Annotated in this window: 20 protein-coding genes; 11 read left to right on the top strand and 9 right to left on the bottom strand. The window is 73.8% G+C overall.

Features of this window, described 5'->3' with window-relative positions; translation table 11 throughout:
- Positions 1 to 31 precede the first annotated feature (31 nt).
- Both Z164_RS0102020 and Z164_RS0102015 read right to left on the bottom strand, forming a co-directional pair.
- The gene (locus tag Z164_RS0102020; protein WP_024889076.1) at positions 32 to 919 is read right to left on the bottom strand and encodes a ribose-phosphate pyrophosphokinase; all 888 of its coding nucleotides are present in this window, start codon (positions 917 to 919) and stop codon (positions 32 to 34) included.
- A gap of 32 nt (positions 920 to 951) precedes the next feature.
- Positions 952 to 2,052 carry a lipid A deacylase LpxR family protein gene (locus Z164_RS0102015; protein WP_024889075.1) on the bottom strand — a complete coding sequence of 367 codons (1,101 nt, stop codon included), beginning with the start codon at positions 2,050 to 2,052 and terminating at the stop codon, positions 952 to 954.
- Positions 2,053 to 2,329: 277 nt separating this feature from the next.
- Here Z164_RS0102015 and Z164_RS0102010 point away from each other — a divergent pair, with 277 nt between their 5' ends.
- From Z164_RS0102010 to gltS, 3 genes are read left to right on the top strand one after another with little or no spacing between them, the layout of a single operon-like run.
- The gene (locus tag Z164_RS0102010) at positions 2,330 to 2,962 is read left to right on the top strand and encodes a TetR/AcrR family transcriptional regulator (RefSeq protein WP_024889074.1); all 633 of its coding nucleotides are present in this window, start codon (positions 2,330 to 2,332) and stop codon (positions 2,960 to 2,962) included.
- Positions 2,959 to 4,962, top strand: a complete 2,004-nt coding sequence (locus Z164_RS0102005) for an esterase/lipase family protein (RefSeq protein WP_024889073.1) — start codon at positions 2,959 to 2,961, stop codon at positions 4,960 to 4,962. The genes Z164_RS0102010 and Z164_RS0102005 overlap by 4 nt, the downstream gene beginning before the upstream one ends.
- A 13-nt stretch (positions 4,963 to 4,975) precedes the next feature.
- Positions 4,976 to 6,193: a sodium/glutamate symporter gene (gene gltS, locus Z164_RS0102000; protein ID WP_024889072.1), complete on the top strand. Its 1,218-nt coding sequence runs from the start codon at positions 4,976 to 4,978 to the stop codon at positions 6,191 to 6,193.
- 10 nt (positions 6,194 to 6,203) lie between these two features.
- On the opposite strand, the gene Z164_RS0101995 is transcribed toward gltS, so the two are convergent.
- Positions 6,204 to 6,401, bottom strand: coding sequence for a hypothetical protein (locus Z164_RS0101995; protein WP_024889071.1), 198 nt, complete (start codon positions 6,399 to 6,401; stop codon positions 6,204 to 6,206).
- Between the two features lie 177 nt (positions 6,402 to 6,578).
- Between Z164_RS0101995 and coxB the strand changes: the two genes are divergently transcribed.
- From coxB to Z164_RS0101975, 4 genes are read left to right on the top strand one after another with little or no spacing between them, the layout of a single operon-like run.
- On the top strand, positions 6,579 to 7,304 hold the full coding sequence (gene coxB, locus Z164_RS0101990) for a cytochrome c oxidase subunit II (RefSeq protein ID WP_024889070.1): 726 nt from the start codon (positions 6,579 to 6,581) through the stop codon (positions 7,302 to 7,304).
- A complete protein-coding gene (gene ctaD / locus Z164_RS0101985) occupies positions 7,301 to 9,835 on the top strand; it encodes a cytochrome c oxidase subunit I (RefSeq protein WP_081770027.1) in 2,535 nt (844 codons plus the stop codon). Before coxB ends, ctaD begins: the two co-directional genes overlap by 4 nt.
- Complete coding sequence (locus Z164_RS21240; protein ID WP_024889068.1) at positions 9,835 to 10,221, top strand: hypothetical protein; 387 nt, start codon at positions 9,835 to 9,837, stop codon at positions 10,219 to 10,221. The genes ctaD and Z164_RS21240 overlap by 1 nt, the downstream gene beginning before the upstream one ends.
- Complete coding sequence (locus tag Z164_RS0101975; protein ID WP_024889067.1) at positions 10,218 to 10,751, top strand: DUF2231 domain-containing protein; 534 nt, start codon at positions 10,218 to 10,220, stop codon at positions 10,749 to 10,751. Before Z164_RS21240 ends, Z164_RS0101975 begins: the two co-directional genes overlap by 4 nt.
- Before the next feature lie 3 nt (positions 10,752 to 10,754).
- Here the strand turns inward: Z164_RS0101975 and Z164_RS0101970 are convergent, their stop codons facing one another.
- Together Z164_RS0101970 and Z164_RS21235 are read right to left on the bottom strand one after the other, a co-directional pair.
- Entirely contained in the window at positions 10,755 to 11,132 is a 378-nt protein-coding gene (locus Z164_RS0101970) for a Rap1a/Tai family immunity protein (protein WP_024889066.1), read from the bottom strand.
- 30 nt (positions 11,133 to 11,162) lie between these two features.
- Positions 11,163 to 11,639, bottom strand: a complete 477-nt coding sequence (locus Z164_RS21235; RefSeq protein WP_024889065.1) for a CopD family protein — start codon at positions 11,637 to 11,639, stop codon at positions 11,163 to 11,165.
- A gap of 97 nt (positions 11,640 to 11,736) precedes the next feature.
- On the opposite strand from Z164_RS21235, the gene Z164_RS0101960 reads away from it, so the two are divergent.
- From Z164_RS0101960 to Z164_RS0101945, 3 genes are all read left to right on the top strand, one after another.
- A complete protein-coding gene (locus Z164_RS0101960) occupies positions 11,737 to 12,642 on the top strand; it encodes a cytochrome c oxidase assembly protein (protein ID WP_024889064.1) in 906 nt (301 codons plus the stop codon).
- Entirely contained in the window at positions 12,639 to 13,958 is a 1,320-nt protein-coding gene (locus Z164_RS0101955; RefSeq protein ID WP_024889063.1) for a ferredoxin reductase family protein, read from the top strand. The genes Z164_RS0101960 and Z164_RS0101955 overlap by 4 nt, the downstream gene beginning before the upstream one ends.
- A 176-nt stretch (positions 13,959 to 14,134) precedes the next feature.
- Positions 14,135 to 14,878, top strand: a complete 744-nt coding sequence (locus Z164_RS0101945; protein WP_024889062.1) for a hypothetical protein — start codon at positions 14,135 to 14,137, stop codon at positions 14,876 to 14,878.
- A gap of 33 nt (positions 14,879 to 14,911) precedes the next feature.
- On the opposite strand, the gene Z164_RS0101940 is transcribed toward Z164_RS0101945, so the two are convergent.
- The 4 genes from Z164_RS0101940 to Z164_RS0101920 form a co-directional block, all read right to left on the bottom strand.
- Positions 14,912 to 15,349, bottom strand: a complete 438-nt coding sequence (locus Z164_RS0101940) for a PepSY domain-containing protein (RefSeq protein ID WP_024889061.1) — start codon at positions 15,347 to 15,349, stop codon at positions 14,912 to 14,914.
- A gap of 116 nt (positions 15,350 to 15,465) precedes the next feature.
- Complete coding sequence (locus Z164_RS0101935) at positions 15,466 to 17,082, bottom strand: Na+/H+ antiporter (protein ID WP_024889060.1); 1,617 nt, start codon at positions 17,080 to 17,082, stop codon at positions 15,466 to 15,468.
- A gap of 634 nt (positions 17,083 to 17,716) precedes the next feature.
- Positions 17,717 to 19,129 carry a UdgX family uracil-DNA binding protein gene (locus Z164_RS0101925; RefSeq protein ID WP_024889059.1) on the bottom strand — a complete coding sequence of 471 codons (1,413 nt, stop codon included), beginning with the start codon at positions 19,127 to 19,129 and terminating at the stop codon, positions 17,717 to 17,719.
- A 44-nt stretch (positions 19,130 to 19,173) separates the two neighbouring features.
- Entirely contained in the window at positions 19,174 to 20,418 is a 1,245-nt protein-coding gene (locus Z164_RS0101920; RefSeq protein ID WP_024889058.1) for a putative DNA modification/repair radical SAM protein, read from the bottom strand.
- Positions 20,419 to 20,689: 271 nt separating this feature from the next.
- Here Z164_RS0101920 and Z164_RS0101915 point away from each other — a divergent pair, with 271 nt between their 5' ends.
- Positions 20,690 to 20,887 carry a hypothetical protein gene (locus Z164_RS0101915; protein ID WP_024889057.1) on the top strand — a complete coding sequence of 66 codons (198 nt, stop codon included), beginning with the start codon at positions 20,690 to 20,692 and terminating at the stop codon, positions 20,885 to 20,887.
- The last annotated feature ends 54 nt before the right edge of the window (positions 20,888 to 20,941 follow it).

Raw genomic sequence — 20,941 nt, 5'->3', positions numbered from 1 at the left:
GGCGGCGCGTGCCGCCCGGCGGCGGATGGGTTCAATCGCGCAGGTCGCGCTGCAGCGCGTCGGCCAGCAACGGCGCCAGCGCGATGCGGTTGCTCGGGTGCGGCACCGCATCGGTGGAGCTGATGCGCGCGAACAGCGGCGCCAGCTCGGCGAAGGCCTCGTCGGCGAACAGCGCGTGCACCACCACGCACTCGGGCCGGGCGAAGCCCTGTTCGGACAGCTTGCGCGCGGCCACGGCCAGGGTGCGCCCGGACGAGGCGATGTCGTCCACCAGCACCGCGGTACGCCCGCGATGCCGGGACAGATCGGGCACGTCGATCTCCACGGCGCGATCGCCGTGCCGGGTCTTGCGCAGCACCGCGTGCGGCGCACCGATCCCGCGCGCGATGGCGCCCGCCCACTGCTCGCTCTCCTCGTCCGGGCCGACGATCAGCGGCGCGTCCACGTTCGCGGCGATCCAGCCGGCCAGCAGCGGCGCGGCCTGCAGGGTCGCGGTGGGCATGGCGTAGATCGCCGACAGCGCCGGGTGCCGGTGCAGGTGCGGATCGACGGTCAGCAAGCGATCGAAGGTCGACGACAGCAGGCGCGCGAACGAGCGCGACGTGATGCATTCCCCCGGCCGGAAGCGGCTGTCCTGGCGCATGTAGGCCAGGTACGGCGCGATCAGGTTCACCTGGGCGGCGCCGAGTTCGCGCGCGGCATCGGCGGCGAAGACCAGCGGCAGGAACTGCGGATCCGGGCGCGCCAGCGTGCAGACCAGATCGACCGCCCGGCCGGCGGGATCGCCGTGCAGGCGCACGTAGCTTTCGCCGTCGGGAAAGCGCCGGGTCTCGACGCGGCCGACCTGGGCGTCGAGGGCAGCGGCCAGGCGTGCGGCGAAGGCCTCGTTGCCGGGCATCGGCAGAATCAGTCGGGGCATGGCGTCTCGGGTCTGCGACATGAAGGGAAGGATCAGAACCGCCTGCCGAGGGTGATGGTGCCGTAGACCGGCACCTCGCCCTGGCCGTCGAATTCGCGGGTGCGGTGGTAGCGCGCGAACGCCAGCCGCCAGTGGCCGCGGTAGACCGCGAGCCCGTAGCCGAGGTCGGCGACGAACGGGCGCTTGTCCACGCTGTGGCTGGACTTGAAGGTATTGCCGTCCAGGGTGATGTCGCGCAGCACCCAGCGCGCGTCGGCGGCGATGAAGAGGTGCCCGTTCCACCGACCGTCGCCGGTCGCATTGACCGGCGCGGTGTTCTCGCCGGCCGGGCGCAGCGGCGCGGTGCCGAAGTCGTCGGGCAGACGCAGGCCCAGGCGCAGTTCGCCGCCGAAGTTGGCGTAGGTCGCGAAGTTGCCCAGGCTCGCGCCCCAGTGCCGGGTCAGGTCCCAGCCCCAGCCCGTGGCGCCCGCCTGCCGCCGCAGTCGCCTGCGGCGCTCGTGGATCAGCTGGAACACCGGCTCGTCGCGCAGCTGATGCTGCCACCCCTGGAACCGATCGGCCCCGATCAGATCATGCCACCCGTCCTGGATCGCATCGGCCTGCGACGCTGGACCGACCACGCCGACGCGGACCTGTGTGGTGCGCAGATGGTCGCCGCGCCGGGCGTTGTAGCCGAGGCTGAACATCAGCGCCCCGGCATAGGGGCGGTCGTCCGGGATCAGGTCGGTCCGCGCGTGGTCCACCGGCGTGTACATCATCTGGCCCAGGCCGATGGTCATGTTCTGCTCGTCGAACCCCTCCGGCTGCAGGCGCGTCAGATACCCGTTCAAGCGGCGCACGAGCAGCGGCAGGCAGGGATCGTCGAGGTAGTCGAGCAGGTTCGGCGACACCATGCTGAGCAGGAAGCCGTTGGTGTAGCCCTGGTCCTGGCCGGCGCCACCGAACATGTCGTTGTCGATGCGCAGGTTGAAGGTGGAACGGGCCGCGAGCGGCGCGGCGCGTGCGCGGCACCCCTCCGCCGCGAGCAGGGGCGATGCGGGCCACAGCGCGCCCGCCGCGAGCAGGAGCGCGGCGACCGGCGCGGCCCGAGCTCGGCAGCGATGCTGCGGTCGTCGGCGATGCCCACCACCCACCCGCGTTTGCCGTCCAGCGCGCCCATGTCCGCTCCTTCCGTTTCGGTCCGCCCGCGCCGCGGCATGGCGCCGCGGCCGTAGCAGGATCGCGGTCCGGCGGTGGCCCCGCATTGATCGCGATCAATCTAACGACCGCGGAGTCGTTAGTCTACACTGGGCGGGCTGCCCCGGCGGCCGCGGCCTGCGACGGTCCGCGCGCGGGGCACGGTCTAGAATCCCGCCCTTTCCGTTATGCCAGGCGCGCACGCGCGCCGCCGACCCGGAGCCCCCCCGGCCCATGACGCCATCCCGCCCATCCGCCGGCCGCAAGCGCATCCGGCTCAAGCCCGAGATCCGCACGCAGCAGATCCTCCACGCGGTCCTGGCCGAATTCTCCCAGCACGGTTTCGCCGCGGCCCGGATCGAGGACATCGCCGCGCGCGCGGGGCTGTCCAAGAGCGGCATCTACGCGCACTACGCCGGCAAGGACGAAATCTTCGAGGCCCTGCTGATGGAGGTGCTCAGCCCGCAGAGCCCGCCCGAGGGCGCCTGGGAGCCGGACCCCGACATGCCGCTGCCCGAGCTGGTCGAGTCCTACATCCAGTCCCTGTACGGGCGGCTGCAGGATCCGGTGGTGCTGGCCACCTTCCGCCTGCTGATCGCCGAGAGCGAGCGCGCGCCGGGCCTGATCCGGCGCTGGCACGCGCAGACCACCGCACGGCGCCAGCGCGACCAGGCCTTCGTCGACGCGTGCGTGCGCCGCGGGGTGATGCGGCCCAGCGCCCTGACCGAGCATTTCGAGCTGGCGGTGGCGCCGGTGGTGATGTGGATGAACATGTACATCACCCTCAAGGAGGCGGTGCCGATGTCGCTGGCGCAGATGCGCCAGGCGCATGCGCGCCTGCTGCTCGACGTGCTGCAGCCGCGATGAGCCCCGGCCGCCGCCGTCCCGCTCCCCTGCGCCGCGGCGCCGTGGCCTGCGCGCGCGGCCTGCTGGCCGCGGCCGCCGTCCTGCTGCTGGGCGGCTGCGCGGTGCTGCGCGAGTTCGGTCCTTCGGTCGAGGTGCGGCAGATGAGCGCGGGCGAGTACATCGCGCTCAAGCGCGGCGACCTGCTCACCCAGGGCACGCTCAGCGCGGCCACGCGGGAGACGCTGCAGGTCGCCGGCCTGGACGAGGGCCCCTGTGCGCAGCCCGGCCCGGCCTGCATCCAGGCGCTGGCCGACGCCGAGGGTCTGACCGCCGAGCGCAGGCAGTCGGCGCTCTCGGAACTGTGGCTGCAGCGGGCGACCCTGCTGCCGGCCGGCGACCGCGCCATGGACGACGCGCGGCTCGACGCCTGGCTGGAGACCGCCCGCCACGCCTACGCCTACCTGTTCTTCAGCGAGCGCCCGCCGGACGCGCGCGCCTTCGAGGATCGCCAGACCCAGGTCCGCGACTGGTACAACCACGCCGTGCAGCAGGCCGTCACGCAACTGTTCGATGCGCGCGCGCACGAGGCTGCCGCCGCCGGCGGCGATGCGCTGGAGGCGAGGCGCGCCGGCTGGACCCTGCGGGTGGACCTGCGCGGGGTGCGCATGCCCGAGGGCGTGGACACCGTGCGCGAGCTGCTGCCGGCCTCGTCGCTGTCGTTCCAGGGCCTGCGCAGCGTCTACCGCCGCGATGGCTTCGGCGCCGAGCTGGTGGCGGTGATGGACGATCCGGTGACCGCGCCCGCGGCGGCGCCGGCGCCCGCGCCGCCGCGGGCACCGGACTGGAGCGAGATGCCGTTCCCGGCGCTGACCGTGCTGCTGCGCTTCGAGGGCGACGATCTCGACGCCGTGCTGCGCACCCGGCGCACGCGCATGAGCGTGCACGACCCCTACGTCGACGCCGAAGTGGACCTGCGCGGCCAGCGGGTGCCGCTGGCGGCCAACTTCACCGCCGGCTACGGCCTGTGGCTGGCGCGCTCGGGCTTTTCGCGGCAGTCGCTGCGCACGCTGTTCGGGCGCGAGCACGGCATCGCCCGCCCGCACCTGTACATGATGCAGCCCTACGATCCCGATCGCCGCATCGTCCTCATGCTGCACGGGCTGGCCAGCAGCCCCGAGGCCTGGGTCAACCTGGCCAACGAGATCCTCGGCGACGAGACCCTGCGCCAGCGCTTCCAGATCTGGCAGGTCTACTACCCCACCAACGCGCCGATCGCGCTCAACCACGCCGCCATCCGCCGCACCGTGTCCGACGCGCTGGACCGCGTCGATCCCTTCCGGCTGATGCCGGCCTCGCGCGACATCGTGCTGATCGGCCACAGCATGGGCGGGGTGATCTCGCGGCTGATGGTCTCCTCGGCGGGCGACCGGCTGTGGGACGCCGTCCTGGCCGAACGCGAACCCGACCCGGACCGGCTCGCGCGCGCGCGGCCGCGGCTGCAGCCGGTGCTGGGCTTCGCGCCGTTCCCGGGCGTGGAACGGGCGATCTTCATCGCCGCGCCGCACCGCGGCACCGCGGTGGCCGGCAGCCGCGCGGGCCGCTTCCTGTCGCGGCTGGTGCGCCTGCCGATCACCGTGCTGGAAGGCTTCGGCGACGCGCTCCAGGCGCTGGCCGGCGAGCCGGGCGCCGACGAGCCGCGGCTGCCCAACAGCATCGACAACCTCGACGCGAACGACCCGTTCGTGCGCGCCGCCGCCGACCTGCCGATCTCCCCGTCCGTGCGCTACCACTCGATCGTCGCCCGCGCCAGCGCCGCCGGCGCGCTGGAGGACAGCGACGACGGGCTGGTGCCCTATCGCAGCGCGCACCTGCCGGGCGCGGTGTCCGAGCGGGTGATCGTCTCCGGCCACAGCGTGCAGCGCAGCGCCGAGGCGATCCTGGAGATCCGCCGCATCCTCCACGAGGACCTGCGCGAGAGCGGCGACGCCCCCGCCCGCGCGCCGCTGCCCGGCAGCCCCTGACCCCCGGAGCCCCATGCGAGACCTCGTCCAGATCGACGCCTTCGTCGGCTTCACCCTCGCGATCCTGCTGCTGTTCGTCGGCAAGGGCCTGGCCGAGCGCGTGGCGCCGCTGCGCCGCTACGGCATCCCCGAGCCGGTGGTCGGCGGCATGCTCTGCGCGCTGGTGGTGTGCGTGCTGTACTACGGCTTCGACCTGCGGGTGGAGTTCGACCTCGGCGCGCGCGACATGCTGCTGCTCTACTTCTTCGCCGCGCTGGGCCTGAATTCCGACATCCGCGCGCTGTTCAAGGGCGGGCGCCTGCTGGTGGTGCTGGTGGCGCTGGCCAGCGCCTTCATGGTGATGCAGAACGGCGTGGGCATGGCGCTGGCGAGCCTGTTCGGCATGGACCCGCGCGCGGGCCTGATGGTGGGCTCGATCTCGCTGACCGGCGGCGTCGGCACCACGCTGGCGTGGGCGCCGCACTTCGCCGAGGTGCTGGGCATCGAGGGCGCCGGCGAGCTGGGCCTGGCCGCCAACATGATCGGCCTGGTCGCGGCCTGCACGATCGGCGGCCCGATCGCCGGCTCGCTGATCCGCCGCCACCCGGTGATGCCCTCGGCCGACGCCGACCTGGAGGTCGGCACGCTCTACGGCGACACCTCGCGCCAGCGGCTCAACTACCACGGCGTGCTGCTGGCGGTGTTCTGGCTCAACGTGGCGCTGATGCTGGGGCACGGCATCGGCGCGCTGATCGCCAACACCGGCCTCAACCTGCCCGCCTTCGTCGGCTGCCTGCTGGCCGGCATCCTGATGCGCGCGCTCGGCGACCTGCTGTCGCCGCCGCGCGGCGGCCGGCTGTGGCGCTACGACAGCATGCAGCCGGGCATCGCGCTGATCTCCGACATCAGCCTCGGCCTGTTCCTGACCATGGCGCTGATGGGCCTGCAGCTGTGGGCGCTGCAGCCGATGCTGGCCTTCATCGCCGTGACCATGACCCTGCAGATCCTGATGGTGGTGCTGTTCACCATGCTGGTGGTGTTCCGGGCCATGGGCCGCGACTACGAGGCGGCGGTGATCTGCGCCGGCTTCGGCGGCATCACCCTGGGCTCCACCGCCACCGCGGTGGCCAACATGAGCGCGGTGACCCGCGAGTACGGGGCCGCGCCCAAGGCCTTCGTGGTCGTGCCGCTGGTGTGCGGCTTCTTCATCGACCTGATCAACGCGGTGGTGATCGGTCTGATGGCCGGGTAGCGTCGCGCCGCTACCGGCCGAAGACGCCGACCCGGTACAGGATGATCGCCAGCGCCGTCGCCCAGCACAGGGTCACGAAGATCGCCCCGCCGATGCCGGTGCCGATCCCGCCGCGATGGCGGAAGGCGAAGCGCAGCGCCGCGACGATCAGCACCGGGACCGCGATCAGCAGCACCACCAGGATCCAGGTGACGTCGTTGAGATGCATGGCGTGGCCCCCGTTTCCATCGCGGTGCGCGACCCGTTCATCTTATCGCGCCGGCGCCGCCGACGCGCATCGCATTCACGCCGCCTGCCCCGCGGCATCGCTAGCGTGGATCTCGCGTCGTCCATCCGGACGCGCGGGGCCCCCATGCGAAGCACGGCAGGAGGACACGGCAGCACGATGCGGCGACCAGCAGGTTCTTTCCACGACGCGGCCGCCATCGCCGCCGCGCTGGCGCTCGCGGGCTGCCGCCACGGGCCGCAGTCCACCCTCGATCCCGCCGGCCCCGCCGCCGAGGCCATCGCCCGCACCTGGTGGCTGATGGCCGGCGGCGCCGCCGCGATCTGGCTGCTGGTGATGGGCTTCGTCGTCTACGCGCTGCTGCGCGGGCGCAACACCCGCGCGCTGCGCGAGCCGCAGCGGCTGATCGTCGCCGGCGGCCTGGTGCTGCCGACGATCGCGCTGGTCGCGCTGCTGGCCTGGGGCACCGCGACCAGCGGTCGCGTGACCGGCCTCGGCCAGCGCCCCGACCACGCGATCGAGGTGGTCGCCAGGCAGTGGGCCTGGGAGTTCCGCTACCTCGACGACGCCGGCACCGTGCTCGCGCGCAGCTTCGATGCGCTGTACCTGCCGCGCGGCGAGATGGTGGAGTTCCGCGTGCTGAGCGAGGACGTGGTGCACAGCTTCTGGATCCCGCGGCTGGGCGGCAAGGTCGATGCCGTTCCCGGCCGCGTCAACCTGCTGCGGCTGCGCGCCGACGACGACGGCGGCCGCCCGCTGCGCGGGCAGTGCGCGGAGTTCTGCGGCCTGGAGCACACCCGGATGGCGTTCGGGGTGCAGGTGCTGGCGCCCGCCGAGTGGCGGGCCTGGCGCGAGGCCGGCGGCGCGCAGGCGCCCGCGCCATGACCACCGCCGCGCACGGCCCGGGCCGCATCGACGAGGGCGAGAACCGCCGCCGCCTGCAGGCGCTGGCGCGCATCTGGGCCAACGCCCCCGGGCTGGCCGGCCAGCTCACCGCGGTCAACCACGGCACCATCGCGATGCGCTTCATCGTCACCGGCTTCGCCTTCCTGCTGGTCGGCGGCATGCTGTCGATGTTCATCCGCCTGCAGCTCGCCTGGCCCGGCCTGGAGGTGCTTGATCCCGAGCGCTACAACCAGTTCGTGACCATGCACGGCACCACGATGATGTTCCTGTTCGCGGTGCCGATCATGGAAGGCTTCGCGATGTACCTGGTGCCGAAGATGCTCGGCGCGCGCGACCTGCCGTTCCCGCGCATGTCCGCGTTCGGCTGGTGGTGCTACCTGTTCGGGGGGCTGTTCCTGTATTCGAGCTTCCTGTTCGGCGCCGCGCCCGACGGCGGCTGGTTCATGTACGTGCCGCTGACCGACGCGACCTATTCGCCCGGCCTGGGCGCCGACTTCTGGCTGATCGGGGTGACCTTCGCCGAGATCGCGGCGGTCACCGCGGCGGTGGAGCTGATCGTGGCGATCCTGCTCACCCGCGCGCCCGGCATGGGCATCCAGCGCATGCCGCTGTTCTGCTGGGCGATCCTGGTCATGGCCTTCATGATCGCGTTCGGCTTCCCGCCGCTGATCCTGGCCAGCGTGCTGCTGGAGATCCAGCGCGCGTTCGACTTCGCGTTCTTCGACGTGCCGCGCGGCGGCGACCCGCTGCTGTGGCAGCACCTGTTCTGGCTGTTCGGCCACCCGGAGGTCTACATCATCTTCCTGCCGGCGGCGGGCGTGGTGTCGATGCTGGTGGCCACCTTCGCCCGCCGCCCGATCGTGGGCTACACCTGGATCGTGCTGGCGATCGTGGGCACCGGCTTCCTCAGCTTCGGGCTGTGGGTGCACCACATGTTCACCGTCGGCATCCCGCTGCTGGCGCTGGCGTTCTTCAGCGCGGCGAGCATGGCGGTGGCGATCCCCATGGGCATCCAGACCTTCGCCTGGATCGCCACCCTGTGGGCCGGACGGCCCTGGCTGCGGCTGCCGATGCTGCACCTGGCCGGGTTCTTCTTCGTCTTCGTGCTGGGCGGGCTGACCGGCGTCATGCTGGCCTTCGTGCCCTTCGACTGGCAGGCCCACGACACCCACTTCGTGGTCGCCCACCTGCACTACGTGCTGATCGGCGGGCTGATGTTCCCGATGTTCGCCGGCCTCTACTACTGGCTGCCGCTGGCCTCCGGACGCATGCCGTCGGAAAGCCTGGGCCGCAGCGCGTTCTGGATGGTCTTCGTCGGCTTCAACCTCGCCTTCCTGCCGATGCACCTGACCGGCCTGCTGGGCCTGCCGCGGCGCGTGTACACCTACCCGCTCGACCTCGGCGTGGAATGGCTCAACCTGCTCTCCACCGCGGCCGGCTTCCTGCTGGCGGTGGGCATGGTCGCGATCCTGGTCGACGTGGCGCTGAGCTTCCGCCTGGGCCACCGCGCCGCGCAGCGCAATCCCTGGGAGGCCGGCACGCTGGAATGGGCGCTGTCCTGGCCGGTCCCGCAGTACAACTTCGCCTCCGTGCCGATCGTCGACGACCGCTACCCGCTGTGGTCGCGGCCGGCGCTGGCCGACGAGTGCGCGCGCACCGACGGCCTGCTCGGCGATCCGCGCGACGGCCGCCGCGAAGTGCTCGGCACCAGCATGCTCGGTGCCGAACCCGAGCAGGTGATCCGCGTGTCGAGCTCCACCTGGCTGCCGCTGCTGTCGGCGCTGGCCATCGCCGCCTTGCTGGCCTGCTTCATCGCCAAGCTTTACTGGGGCGCGGCGCTGATGCTGGCGCCGCTGCTGGCGCTGTTCGGCGCCTGGGCCTGGACCACCGGCGATCGCCACGCGCCGCTGCGCATCGACGCCGGCCGCGGCCTCACGCTGCCCTCGCAGTACGCCTGCCGCAACGCGCCGGGCTGGTGGGCGCTGGTGATCGCGCTGCTGATCGACGGCTCGCTGTTCGCCTCGCTGGTGTTCGCCTACTTCTATCTCTGGCTGGGCACGCCGGCCTGGCCGCCGGCGGGCATCGCGGTGGGGCCCTGGGGCCCGCCGCTGCTGGCGCTGGCGCTGCTGGGCGCGCTCGCGGCCGCGGCGGCCTGGGCCGGCCGCGCGGTGCGCGCCCCGTCGCCGGCGACGATCGCGGCGCCGCACCTGGCCGCCGCCGCGCTGGGCGCGGCCTTCGTCGGCGCCCACGCCTGGGCCCTGGCCGGGCCGGTCGGCGCGCCGCAGGCGCACGCCTACGCCTCGGTGGTGTGGACGCTGGCCGGCTTCCAGCTCGTGCACGTGGCGATCGCCGCGCTGATCTCGCTGTTCGTGGCCGCGCGCGCGCGCGCCGGCTTCGTCCGCGCCGAGCGCCCGCTGGAAGCGCGGGTGGCGGCCGGCTTCTGGCGCTACACGGTCGGCATCGGCGCGGTGGCGTGGATCGTGATCCACCTGTTCCCGAGGGCGATCTGATGCGCGCGCTCTCGCCCCAGCGCCTGTCCGGGATCGCCGCGCCGCTGGCGGTGTGGGCACTGCACTTCGCGGTCGTCTACAGCCTGCAGGGCCTGGCCTGCGGCGAAGGCTGGCTGCGCCGCCGGATGGCCATCGCCGGCGTGGAGGCGGAAGCGGCGAGCTGGCTGCTGGTCGCGCTGACCGCGCTGGCGCTGGCCGCCATCGCCTGGCTGGGCCTGCGCGCGCAGCGCGCCTGGCGCGCCGCCAGGGCCGATCCCCGCCCCGATGCCGACGGACGCCGCCGCCGCTTCGCCACCGCGGTCGCCGCGCTCGCCGCGGTGCTGGCCGCGATCACGGTCGCGTTCACCGCCCTGCCCATCCTCATGCTGCCGCCCTGCGCCCGATGAGACGCCGCCTGGAGCCGCCCAAGCCGAAGACCGTCAGCCATTCGGTGCGCAGCCGGATGGCCATCGCCAAGCACCCGCTGCACCCGATGCTGGTGGTCTACCCGATCGCGCTGCTGTCGCTGGTGCTGCCGGCCGACCTGTTGTCGCTGTGGCTGCAGCAGCCGTTCTGGGCGCAGACCGCCTACTGGATGAACGCCGTCGGCCTGGCCGTCGGCCTGCTCGCCGGCGCGATCGGCACCGCCGACATGTTCCTGATCCGCGTCGTGCGCCGCCACGTTTCGGCCTGGAACCACTTCATCGTCGCGGTGATGCTGCTGGCCGTGGCCGGGCTGGGCGTGTGGCTGCGCGCGCCGGACCCGGTCGCCGCGGTCTGGCCCTGGGGCGTGCTGCAGTCGGGCCTGATGCTGCTGCTGGTGATGATCGCCGGCTGGCTCGGCGGCACGCTGAGCTTCCGCCACGGCATCGGCGTCTACGGCGACGACGACAATCCGCACGCGCACGAGGCCGAGGACAGGCCGCCGGCGGAGTGAGGACTATCGCGGCGCCGCTTCGCAGGGGAAATGCGCCGCCAGCGCCTCGACCGCCAGCGCCGCGGCGTTGCCTTCCAGGCGCGCGGGCGGCAGCTCGCGCAGGTGCGCGTACGCCCGGTCGGCCAGTTCGTGCGGCTTGATCTGCCCGCACCAGCGCGTGCCGCGCGTCAGGTCCGCCACGCCCTGCACGTAGGACAGCCCGCGCTCGCGCGACAGGCGGCGCCGCAGCTCCGGATCACCCGACGCTTCGGGCGCGAAGTCGCCCTCCAGCGCGCGCGCCAGCTCCGCACCGCTGAGGATCCAGTCGCGCTCCTGCGAGAACGCGCAGAGCGGCAGCGCGACCGCCAGCGCGGCGGCGAGGATCGGACGGTTCGGACGCATGGCAAGCGCGGCGACGATCGGGATGGACGCTCATGGTAGCGCCGCGCCGCCGTCGCGCGGCGCGTGCGACGGCGGCGGCGGCAGGTCGCCGACGGTGCGCGGCTTGCCGGCGGTCAGCGCGGCGATGCCCAGCAGCAGCAGCAGCGGCACCCAGCCGAGGACGCGGTAGAACAGCGGGCCGTGGCGGTCGTTGCCCTTGCCCAGTTCGTACAGCAGCAGGCCGAAGTACAGGTGGAACAGCACCGCCACCGCGACCGTGGCGAGCTTCAGCACCAGCCAGGCGCCGTCGGGGCGATAGGCGATCAGGGCCAGGCCGAGCGCGATGGTGACGATGGCCGCGGGCGTGGCCAGCCAGAGGAACACGGTGTTGGCGACCGGGTTGAAGTAGCCGGGCGCGGCGTCCCCGCCGCCGCGCCGGTGGGCGGCGAACAGCCGCGGCAGGAAGAACAGGCCGGTGAACCAGATGGCCATCGCCGCGATGTGGAAGACCTTGAGCCAGAAGTACACGCGCGCCTCCGCGAACCGCCGCAGGCCAGCCTAAGCGAGCGCGCGCGCGGCGCATGTGTAGACACGACGCAGGCAGGGGGCTTGCTAGCGTGCCGGCATGCGCATCCGCCCCGCCGTGCCGTTGCTCCTGCTGTCGCTGCCCGGCGCGGCGCGCGCGCACGGCGCGCATGCCGCGCACCCGCCCGCGCTGGCCGAGGCGTGGACGCTGTCGCCGGCCGTGCTGCTGCCCTTCGCGCTGCTGGCGGCGCTGTACGCCGTGGGCCTGGCGCGGCTGTGGTCGCAGGCCGGGCGCGGCCACGGCGTGGGCATGGCCGGCGCGCTGGCGTTCTGGGCCGGCATGGCGGCGATGGCGCTGGCCGCGATCTGGCCGCTGGACGCGCTGGGCGCGTGGTCGCTGGCCGCACACATGGCCCAGCACATGCTGCTGCTGGCGGTGGTGCCGCCGCTGGTGCTGGCCGGCAAGCCGTTCGCGGTGGCCGCGTACGCGCTGCCGCGGCGCTGGTCCGGTGCGCTGCACCGCGTCCTGCAGCGGCCGCTGGCGCGCGCCTCGGGCTGGCTGGCGGCCGCGGCCATCGCCCACAGCGCGGTGATGTGGGTCTGGCACCTGCCCGCGGCGCTGGAGGCGGTACTCGCCGACGAGGCCCTGCACCACCTCATGCACGTCACCTTCCTGCTCGCCGGCGTGTGGTTCTGGGCCGCGGCCTGGCGCCGCCTGCGCGACCCGGCCACCGGCGCCGGCGGCGCGGTGGTGGCGCTGCTGGCGGTGATGATGCAGATGGGCTTTCTCGGCGCGCTGCTGACCTTCGCATCGCGCGCGCTGTATCCCCTCTATGCCGTGCGCGCACCGCAGCTGGGCCTGGATGCGCTCGCCGACCAGCAACTGGCCGGCATCCTGATGTGGGTGCCGAGCTGCATCCCGTACCTGGTCGGCGCGCTGTGGCTGATGCGGCAGGGCCTGCGGCGGATCGAGCGGCGGGCGCCGCGCGCGAGCGCGCCGCGATGAACCTCGGCTGGTTGCGCTTCTGGGGCTGGATGCTGGCCTACATGGCGCTGGCGCTGCTGCCGATGGCGGTGGCGCTGTCGGGCGAGACGCCGGCGGCGCGCGCGCGGCTGAAGGAGACCGGGGCGATGCTCGGCTTCCTCGGCCTGGGCATGCTGGCCGCGCAGTCGGTGGTCTCCGGGCGCCAGCGCTGGTTCGCGCGCGGGCTCGGCCAGGACGACCTGCTGCAGTTCCACCGCCGCGCCGGCCTGTTCGCGTGGGCGCTGGTGCTGGCCCATCCGTTGACGATGTTCGCCGCCGATCCGGCGCTGCTCGCCTACCTCGATCCGCGCGCCGGGCTGCTGCGCGCGCTGTCGCTGTGGGCGGTGCTGCTGGCGGCCAGCCTGCTGGTCGCGACCTCGCTCTGGCGCGAGCGTTTCGGGCTCTCCTACGAGCGCTGGCGCCTGCTGCACGGGGCGCTCGCGCTGTGCGTGGTGGGCCTGGGCCTGGGCCACGCGCTGCTGGTCGATCACTACACCCAGCCGCTGTGGAAGAAGGGCGCGCTGGCGGCCGCCGTCGGCGCCGCGCTGTGGCTGGCGCTGGAGACGCGGCTGCTGCGGCCGTGGCGGCTGCGGCGACGGCCGTGGCGGGTGGCGGCGGTGGAACCGGAGCCGGGCGACGCGGTCACCCTGCGCCTGTCGCCCGAGGGGCACGACGGCCTGCGCTTCGCGCCGGGACAGTTCGCCTGGCTGACGCTGGGCGAGACGCCCTGGCGGCTGCAGCAGCATCCGTTCTCGATCGCATCGGCCGCCGGCGAGCGCGAGCTGCGCTTCACGATCAAGGCGCTCGGCGACTTCACCGGCGGCCTGCGCGACCTCGCGCCGGGCGCGCGCGCCTTCGTCGAAGGCCCCTACGGGGTGTTCACCTGGGTGCCCGGCCGCTCGCCCGAAGGCGCGGTGTTCGTCGCCGGCGGCGTGGGCATCACGCCGTTCCTGTCGATGCTGCGCACCGCGGCCGCGCGCGGCGTGCGCGAGCCGCTGTGGCTGGTCTACGCCAACCTCAACCTGGACGAGGCCATCGCCCGCGAGGAGCTCGACGCGCTCGCCGCGCGCCTGCCGCTGACCGTGATCCACGTGCTGGAGGCGCCGCCCGAGGACTGGACCGGCGAGACCGGGCACGTCGATGCGGCCCTGCTCGAGCGCTGCCTGCCCGGCGAGGTGGCGCGCATGCACTGCTACCTCTGCGGTCCAGAACCGATGGCCGACGCGGTGGAGCCGGCGCTGCTGGCGCGCGGCGTGCCGGCGAGGAACCTCTACTCCGAACGCTTCGACATGGTATGAGCCCGGGGGTCCGCCGATGATGCACCGACACGCCCGCCGCGCCGCCACCCTGGTCGCGCTGGCCCTGGTCGCCGTCGCGATCGCCGCGGGCTGGCTGCGCGGCTAGGCGCCGTCTTCATCCGCGCGCCCGCGGTGGCGTGTCACGCTGCGCGTCCCACCCGACAGGAGCTCGAAAGATGCGCTGGCTCGTCCTGTTCGCGGCGCTGGCGATGCCGGTCGTCGCCTGGCTGTCGCAGATGGAAGTCTTCGGCCCGGACCAGGCCACCGTCTCGGCCCGCTACCCGATCGTGCTGGTGCCCGCCGGCTACGCGTTCTCGATCTGGGGCCTGGTGTTCGTGCTCGACCTGGCGCACGCCGTGCGGCAGGCGACCGGCCGGCGCCGCCACGACCCGCTGCTCGCCCGCGTGGCTCCGGCCACCGCCGCCGGCTTCGCGCTGACCGCGCTATGGATGCCGCTGTACGCGCAGGAATGGCTGTGGGCCTGCCTGGCGGTCATCGTGGGCGCCTGGGCGACGCTGCTGTGGACGGCGATCGCGCTCGCGCGCGGCGGTGGCGACGGCTGGGCCCGGCTGGCGCTCTCGCTGCATGCCGGCTGGCTCACGCTGGCGACCTTCCTCAACCTGGCCCAGGCCGGCCTCGGCGCCGGCCTGCTCCCCGGCGGCGAGCAGCTCGGCTGGAGCCTGGGCCTGCTGGCGCTGGCCGCGGCGGTGCTGCTGGCCGCCAACCGCGCCCTGCGCGGCGACGCGGCCTACGCCGCCGCGGCGATCTGGGGGCTGGCCGCGATCCACGTCGAACAGTCGCGCGGCGCGCTGGCCGGCGCCGGGACCGTGGCCTGGGCGGCCGCCGCGCTGGCGGCGCTGGTGGCGGCGCAGACGCTCTGGCTGCGCCTGCGCACCCGCCGCGCCGGGCCGCGCGCGTAGGCGCGGCGGGCGCGAGGGCCCGCCGATCCGGACTCAGTCGGCGCGCTCGTGCAGCACGCGGCCGTCCTGCGGCGCCAGCAGCACCTTCATCTTGCGGCCGTCGGCCTTCCAGGCCTCGGCCTTCCACAGGCCGTCGTCGAACTCGACCTCGCCGATCCGGCCGTAGCCGGCCGCCGACAGGCGCGCGCGCACCTCGGCCTCCGAGACCTGCGAGACGGCGTTGTCGGGGAAGATCTCGCCGCTGGCCGGATCGATGCGCACGTCCACCTTGCGGCCGTCGGCGCTGGTGGCATCGGCCTCCCACAGGCCGTCGTCGAACTTCACGTCATGGATGTCGGTATAGCCCTGCGCTTCCAGGGCGCTGCGCACCTGCGCCTCCCGCATCGCATCCTGGGCGACGACGGTGCCGGCGAGCGCGAGGCCCAGCGCGGCGGCGAGCAGGCGAAGGCGGCGTGCGTTGCGTTGCGTCATGAGCGGTCTCCCGTTCGGCCTGGCGCGGCAGTCTCGGCCGGAGGCCGCCAACCGCAGGTGAAATCTCCCCAGCGCGGCCGATGCCGCGTTGCGGCGCCGTTCACCGCGCGGCCGGCTCAGCGGTAGCGCGACTCCACCAGGTCGATCTCGCGGACCAGCCGCCGCGCCACCTCGTCGGAGATGCGCATGTGCCGCGCCATGTCGAACAGCACCTCGCGCTCGGCCTGCAGCCCGGCCAGGCGCAGCGCGCGCTCGGCGGCGTCGGCGCGACGCAGCACGTCCGCGTCGATGCCGGTGGAGCCGTCGCGCTTCATGCGCTCGTCGTAGAGCGCCATCACCCGTACCGCCGCCTGCGCGTACAGGTCCGGGTCGCGGCGCGCCTCGGGCAGCGTCGCCTGCGCGCGCTCCACCGCGGCCACCCCGGCGCGCGCGGCCGCCAGCCGCGCCGCGTCCTCGGCGCGCTGCACCTCCGGCTCGGCCGGCAGGTGGATGCGCCCGCCCAGCGACGGCAGCACGGCGCTGGCCACCACCAGCGACACCAGGATCACCGAGGTCGCCAGGAAGATCGCCAGGTCGCGTCCCGGGAACGGGCTGCCGTCGGACATCACCAGCGGCAGGGTCAGCACGCCGGCCAGGGTGATCGCGCCGCGCACGCCGGCCAGCGTGGTCACCGCGACGACCTTGAAGCTGGGCGCGATGCTCTCGCGGCCGTTGCGGTGCGCGCGGAACAGCAGCAGGCGCATGGTCGCCCACACCCAGGCCAGGCGCAGCGCGGCCAGCCCGAGGTTGATCGCCAGCGCGTAGCCGGCCAGCGCCAGCGCGGAGTGGCCGGCCGCCGCCCGCGTCACGATGCCGGGAAGCTGCTCGCCCAGCAGCACGAAGATGATGCCGTTGAGCGCGAACTGCAGCATGTCCCACACCGCGGTGCGCTGCACCCGCGTGGTCGCCAGCGCGCGGCCGCTGAGCTCGACGTAGCTCATGGTGATGCCCGCGGCCACCGCGGCCAGGATGCCGGAGGCGCCGATGTCCTCGGCCAGCAGGTAGGCGCCGAAGGGGATCAGCACGCTGAGCAGGATCGGCAGGCCGGCCTCCTCGCCGGCGCTGCGCGACAGCCGCGTGTGCAAATGGGTGGCCGCCAGGGTCAGCAGCACGCCGGCGCCGATGCCGCCCAGGGCCAGCCAGGCGAAGGTGGCGCCGGCCGACAGCAGCGAGAAACCGCCGGTCAGCGCCGCGGTCACCGCGAAGCGGAAGCAGACCAGGCCCGAGGCGTCGTTGAGCAGCGACTCGCCTTCCAGGATATGCCGCAGGCGCGGCGGCAACGGCGCGCGCGCGGTGATCGACGACAGCGCGACCGGATCCGTCGGCGACACCACCGCCGCCAGCGCGAACGCGACCGGCAGCGGCATCGCCGGGATCAGCCAGTGCAGCAGGAACCCCATGCCGACCACGGTGAACACCACCAGCCCGAGCGCCAGCGCCAGGATCGGGGTCTTGTCGCGGAACAGGCCAGTCTTGGGGATGCGCCAGCCGTCGAGGAACAGCAGCGGCGGCAGGAACAGCAGGAAGAACACATGCGGATCGAGCTGCACGCCCTCCTGGAACACGCCCGCCACCACCGCGCCGAAGCCGATCTGCACCAGCGGCAGCGGCAGCCACGCCGGCAGCATCCTGGCCACGTAGCCGCTGGCCAGCACCAGCAGCAGCATCGCCAGGACGACTTCGATCGAGTACATCGCGCTCGCAGGGCCCGCGGCCAGCCCCCGGGATGCCGATACGATAACGCAGCCGGGGACATCGGCGCACAAAAAACGCGAGCGCCGGCGGGGACGCGCGCATCCGGCGGGACGCGCCCGCGGCGGCCCAAAACGCGGGCGGCGGGACAGCCCGTCCGCGGCGAACGGGTCGCCGCGCGGAAGCCGGCCTCGTGCCGCTTCGCCGGCCGCGGCGGGCGCCGCAACCCGGCCGCGAAGCGCACGCGCCGCCCGTCGGGCGGCCCGGACGGCCTCCGCCGCTCGGGCGCCCAAGGCCTGTCAACGCTCATGGCCCCGGGGTGTATCGGCATTCGGCCCGCAGCGCCGGGCTGTCCCTGCTCCCGCAAGCGGGGGCATGTCGTTCCTTCTCCCGCAAGCGGGGCATGTCGTTCCTTCTCCCGCCGCAGCGCCGGATGAGGGCACGTTCGCACGCCTGCGGCGTGCCCCCCCCCATCCGCCTTCGGCACCTTCCCCCGCTTGCGGGGGAAGGGAAAAACAGAGTGCCCCCCGCTTGCGGGGGAAGGGAAAAGCAGGATGCTCCCCGCTTGCGGGGCAAGGAAAACAGCTTGCGCGCCTGCGCGGAAGGCGCCTTGCGCACGCTGAATGTCGATTCCGCCTAGACGAGGCTGGTCTCGGCGAGCAGGCGCAAGTCGTCCACCAGGCCGGCATAGGCGGCTTCGCGCGCGGCGGGATCGCGCTGGCGCAGCACCCAGGCCGGGTGCACGGTGGCGAACGCGCGCGCGCCTTCCAGTTCGCGCCAGCGCCCGCGCTCGGCCATCAGGCGGAAGCCGCTGCCGAACACCGCCTGCGCGGCGGTCGCGCCCAGGCACACCACGACCCTGGGCTGCAGCGCGGCCAGTTCCTGCTGCAGCCAGGGCCGGCAGGCGCGCACGTGGGTCGCCTCGGGGTTGCGGTGCAGCCGCCGCTTGCCGCGCGGCTCGAAGCGGAAGTGCTTGACCGCGTTGGTCAGCCACAGCCGCTCGCGCGCGATGCCGAGCTCGGCCAGCGCGCGGTCGAGCAGGCGCCCGGCCGGGCCGACGAAGGGCCGACCGGTCAGGTCTTCCTCGTCGCCGGGCTGCTCGCCCACCAGCGCCACGCGCGCGTCGGCCGGCCCCTCGCCGAACACGGTACGCGTGGCCGGCTCCCACAGCGGGCAGCGGCGGCAGCCCTCCGCCGCGGCGCGCACCGCCTCCAGGCCGCCTGCGGGCGCGACGGGCGCCGGCACCGGCGCCGGGATGCGCCGGCGCGGCGCCTCGGGCGCGCGCTCGGCCATCTCGCGCACGCGCGGGCCGGCCTCGCGCATCAGCACCGGCAGCAACGCGGCCTCGGGCAGGCCCTTCCAGTATTTCTGCGGCATCTCCGCGCGCATCGCCTGCGGGTTGAGCCGCGCCGGGTTGAAGATGTGCGCGTAGTAGGTACGCCACAGTGCGTCCTGGGCGTCGTCGGCCGGCGCGTCGGCGCGGGTGCCGCCGGGGCCGAAGGCCAGCGCGCGGCCGTCCCAGAACGCGCTGCGGTCCGGGGTCAGGATCGCCCAGCGCATGCCGGAGAAGCGGCGCGCGAAGAACGGCGCCACCCGGTCGAGGATGCGGTGCGCCGGCTCGAACCAGGCGATGTAGGCCTCGCCGTCGCCGGGCACCTCGCGGAAGCGCACGAAGGCCTTCATCTTGTGCGCGTCGCGGCGCACCGCCTTCTCCAGCAGGCGGGCGCGATGCACGTCGGGATCGGTGGCGCGTTCCAGCAGGCGCGGCGCGCCGCCGGCGATGCGCCACAGCAGCCGGTACAGCAGCGCGAAGCGCTGCGGGTCGCGGTGGCAGGCGACCGCGCCGGCCAGCGACAGGAACTCGGCGCCCACCCGCGGCGCCGGCCGCCGCGGCGGCAGCGCATCCAGCGCCGTCGCGCCGATCAGCCCGCCTTGGGGATCGCCCTCCCAGATCAGGCGCTCCGGCGCCACCCCGGCGCGCCAGGCCGCGCGCGCCGCGTCGCGCCAGGCATCGGCGTCCCACGGCGGCACCACCTCGGCGCGCACCAGCGGCTGCGCGCGCGCGTCGGCGACGAACAGGTCGCCGGCCGCGCTCATGCGAACAGGTCCTGCTGCCGGGGCGGCGGCGCCAGCCGCGCGCGCAGGCGCGCGGGATCGTCGAGCTGGCGGCGCGGATGGTGGTCGAGCAGCGACACGAACGGCAGCGTGCGCCGCACCGGCACCCGCAACCGCACCAGGTCGTCCACCCGCAGCGCGCCCTGCCGGCGCGAGGCGAGGATACGCGCGACGTTGCGCGCGCCCAGCCCGGGCACCCGCAGCAGCAGTTCGCGCGGCGCACGGTTGACGTCCACCGGGAAGCGGTCGGGGTGGCGCAGCGCCCAGGCCATCTTGGGGTCGATGTCGAGATCCAGCATGCCGCCGGCCTCGGGCGGGGCGATCTCGTCCACGCCGAAGCCGTAGAAGCGCAGCAGCCAGTCGGCCTGGTAGAGGCGGTGCTCTCGCGCCAGCGGCGGCGCCTGCGGCGGCAGCCGCGAGGACGCGTCCGGGATCGGCGAGAACGCCGAGTAGTAGACGCGGCGCAGCCGGTAGTTGCCGTAGAGGTTGTCGCTGGTGCGCAGGATGCTGCGGTCGTCGGCGCCATCGGCGCCCACGATCATCTGCGTGCTCTGCCCCGCCGGCGCGAAGCGCGGCGGCTTCGAGGCCGGCAGCCGCACGGCCTTGCGCGCCTCGCGGCCTTCCTCGATGCGCCAGCGCAGCTCGCCCATCGCCGCGCGGATGCCGCCGGCGGTCTTCTCCGGCGCCAGTTCGGCCAGGCCGCGCTCGGTCGGCAGCTCGACGTTGATGCTCAGACGGTCGGCGTGGCGGCCGGCGGCGGCCAGCAGCTCGGGGGATGCGTCGGGAATGGTCTTGAGGTGGATGTAGCCGGCGAAGCGGTGGTCCTCGCGCAGGCTGCGCGCCACCTCCACCAGTTGCTCCATGGTGTAGTCGCTGTTGCGGATGATGCCGCTGGACAGGAACAGTCCCTCGACATAGTTGCGCTTGTAGAAGTCCAGCGTCAGCCGCACCACTTCCTGCGGCGCGAAGCGCGCGCGGCGCACGTTGCTGCTGACCCGGTTGACGCAGTAGGCGCAGTCGTAGATGCAGAAGTTGGTCAGCAGGATCTTCAGCAGCGACACGCAGCGGCCGTCCGGCGTGTACGAGTGGCAGATGCCCATGCCCTCGGTGCTGCCGATGCCGCCGGTGCCGAGCGAATGCCGCTTGTTCGCCCCGCTGGAGGCGCAGGAGGCGTCGTACTTGGCGGCATCGGCCAGGATCGCGAGTTTCTCGATGGTCTTCACCCGCGCACGATGGCGAAGGCTCGTCTCAATCGGTGAGACGGGGGCCATCGGCGCGGATCGGTTATGCTGAATGCGACAGCTGCTGTTCGCCGCTCTTTCCAGGCGCATTTTTCACGCGACGCACGCCATCGCGCGCCTATGGTGGCCGTACGCGTCGAGCCCGATCCCAAGCCGCCCGCGGCGGCCGATCCCGCGCGACGCGACCAGATTCCACTGTCCCCCCGCGAGCGGCCGCAGAGCCGCGCGGGGCTCCCCCTTGCGCGAGGTAGCCATGACCCGTCCCGAACTCGATCGCTGGTTGACCGGTCTCCACGACCGCCTGCCGCTGCTGCGCCAGCAGCACCCGCACGACAGCGACTTCTGGGCCGCCTTCTCGCGCGAGACCGGTCGCCTGTCGCAGGCCGACCTGTCCCGCGAGGACGCCACCTGGGTGCAGGACCGCATCGTCGCCCTGCTCGCCACGGACTAGGCTGACACGCAGCGCGCGAAGAACGGCATGCGTCCGCGCGCGGGAGACGGACGG

It is taken from the genome of Luteimonas huabeiensis HB2 (assembly GCF_000559025.1).
Classification (GTDB): Bacteria; Pseudomonadota; Gammaproteobacteria; order Xanthomonadales; family Xanthomonadaceae; genus Luteimonas; species Luteimonas huabeiensis.
The sequence above is the reverse complement of the archived record's forward strand: the minus strand, read 5'-3'. Positions and strand labels throughout refer to the sequence as shown.

Bases quoted from the DNA above. Each gene is read 5' to 3' on its own strand.
- Z164_RS0102020 (WP_024889076.1), bottom strand. From the start codon at position 919: ATGCCCCGACTGATTCTGCCGATGCCCGGCAACGAGGCCTTCGCCGCA.
- Z164_RS0102010 (WP_024889074.1), top strand. From the start codon at position 2,330: ATGACGCCATCCCGCCCATCCGCCGGCCGCAAGCGCATCCGGCTCAAG.
- Z164_RS0102005 (WP_024889073.1), top strand. From the start codon at position 2,959: ATGAGCCCCGGCCGCCGCCGTCCCGCTCCCCTGCGCCGCGGCGCCGTG.
- gltS (WP_024889072.1), top strand. From the start codon at position 4,976: ATGCGAGACCTCGTCCAGATCGACGCCTTCGTCGGCTTCACCCTCGCG.
- Z164_RS0101995 (WP_024889071.1), bottom strand. From the start codon at position 6,401: ATGCATCTCAACGACGTCACCTGGATCCTGGTGGTGCTGCTGATCGCG.
- coxB (WP_024889070.1), top strand. From the start codon at position 6,579: ATGCGGCGACCAGCAGGTTCTTTCCACGACGCGGCCGCCATCGCCGCC.
- ctaD (WP_081770027.1), top strand. From the start codon at position 7,301: ATGACCACCGCCGCGCACGGCCCGGGCCGCATCGACGAGGGCGAGAAC.
- Z164_RS21240 (WP_024889068.1), top strand. From the start codon at position 9,835: ATGCGCGCGCTCTCGCCCCAGCGCCTGTCCGGGATCGCCGCGCCGCTG.
- Z164_RS0101975 (WP_024889067.1), top strand. From the start codon at position 10,218: ATGAGACGCCGCCTGGAGCCGCCCAAGCCGAAGACCGTCAGCCATTCG.
- Z164_RS0101970 (WP_024889066.1), bottom strand. From the start codon at position 11,132: ATGCGTCCGAACCGTCCGATCCTCGCCGCCGCGCTGGCGGTCGCGCTG.
- Z164_RS0101960 (WP_024889064.1), top strand. From the start codon at position 11,737: ATGCGCATCCGCCCCGCCGTGCCGTTGCTCCTGCTGTCGCTGCCCGGC.
- Z164_RS0101955 (WP_024889063.1), top strand. From the start codon at position 12,639: ATGAACCTCGGCTGGTTGCGCTTCTGGGGCTGGATGCTGGCCTACATG.
- Z164_RS0101945 (WP_024889062.1), top strand. From the start codon at position 14,135: ATGCGCTGGCTCGTCCTGTTCGCGGCGCTGGCGATGCCGGTCGTCGCC.
- Z164_RS0101940 (WP_024889061.1), bottom strand. From the start codon at position 15,349: ATGACGCAACGCAACGCACGCCGCCTTCGCCTGCTCGCCGCCGCGCTG.
- Z164_RS0101935 (WP_024889060.1), bottom strand. From the start codon at position 17,082: ATGTACTCGATCGAAGTCGTCCTGGCGATGCTGCTGCTGGTGCTGGCC.
- Z164_RS0101915 (WP_024889057.1), top strand. From the start codon at position 20,690: ATGACCCGTCCCGAACTCGATCGCTGGTTGACCGGTCTCCACGACCGC.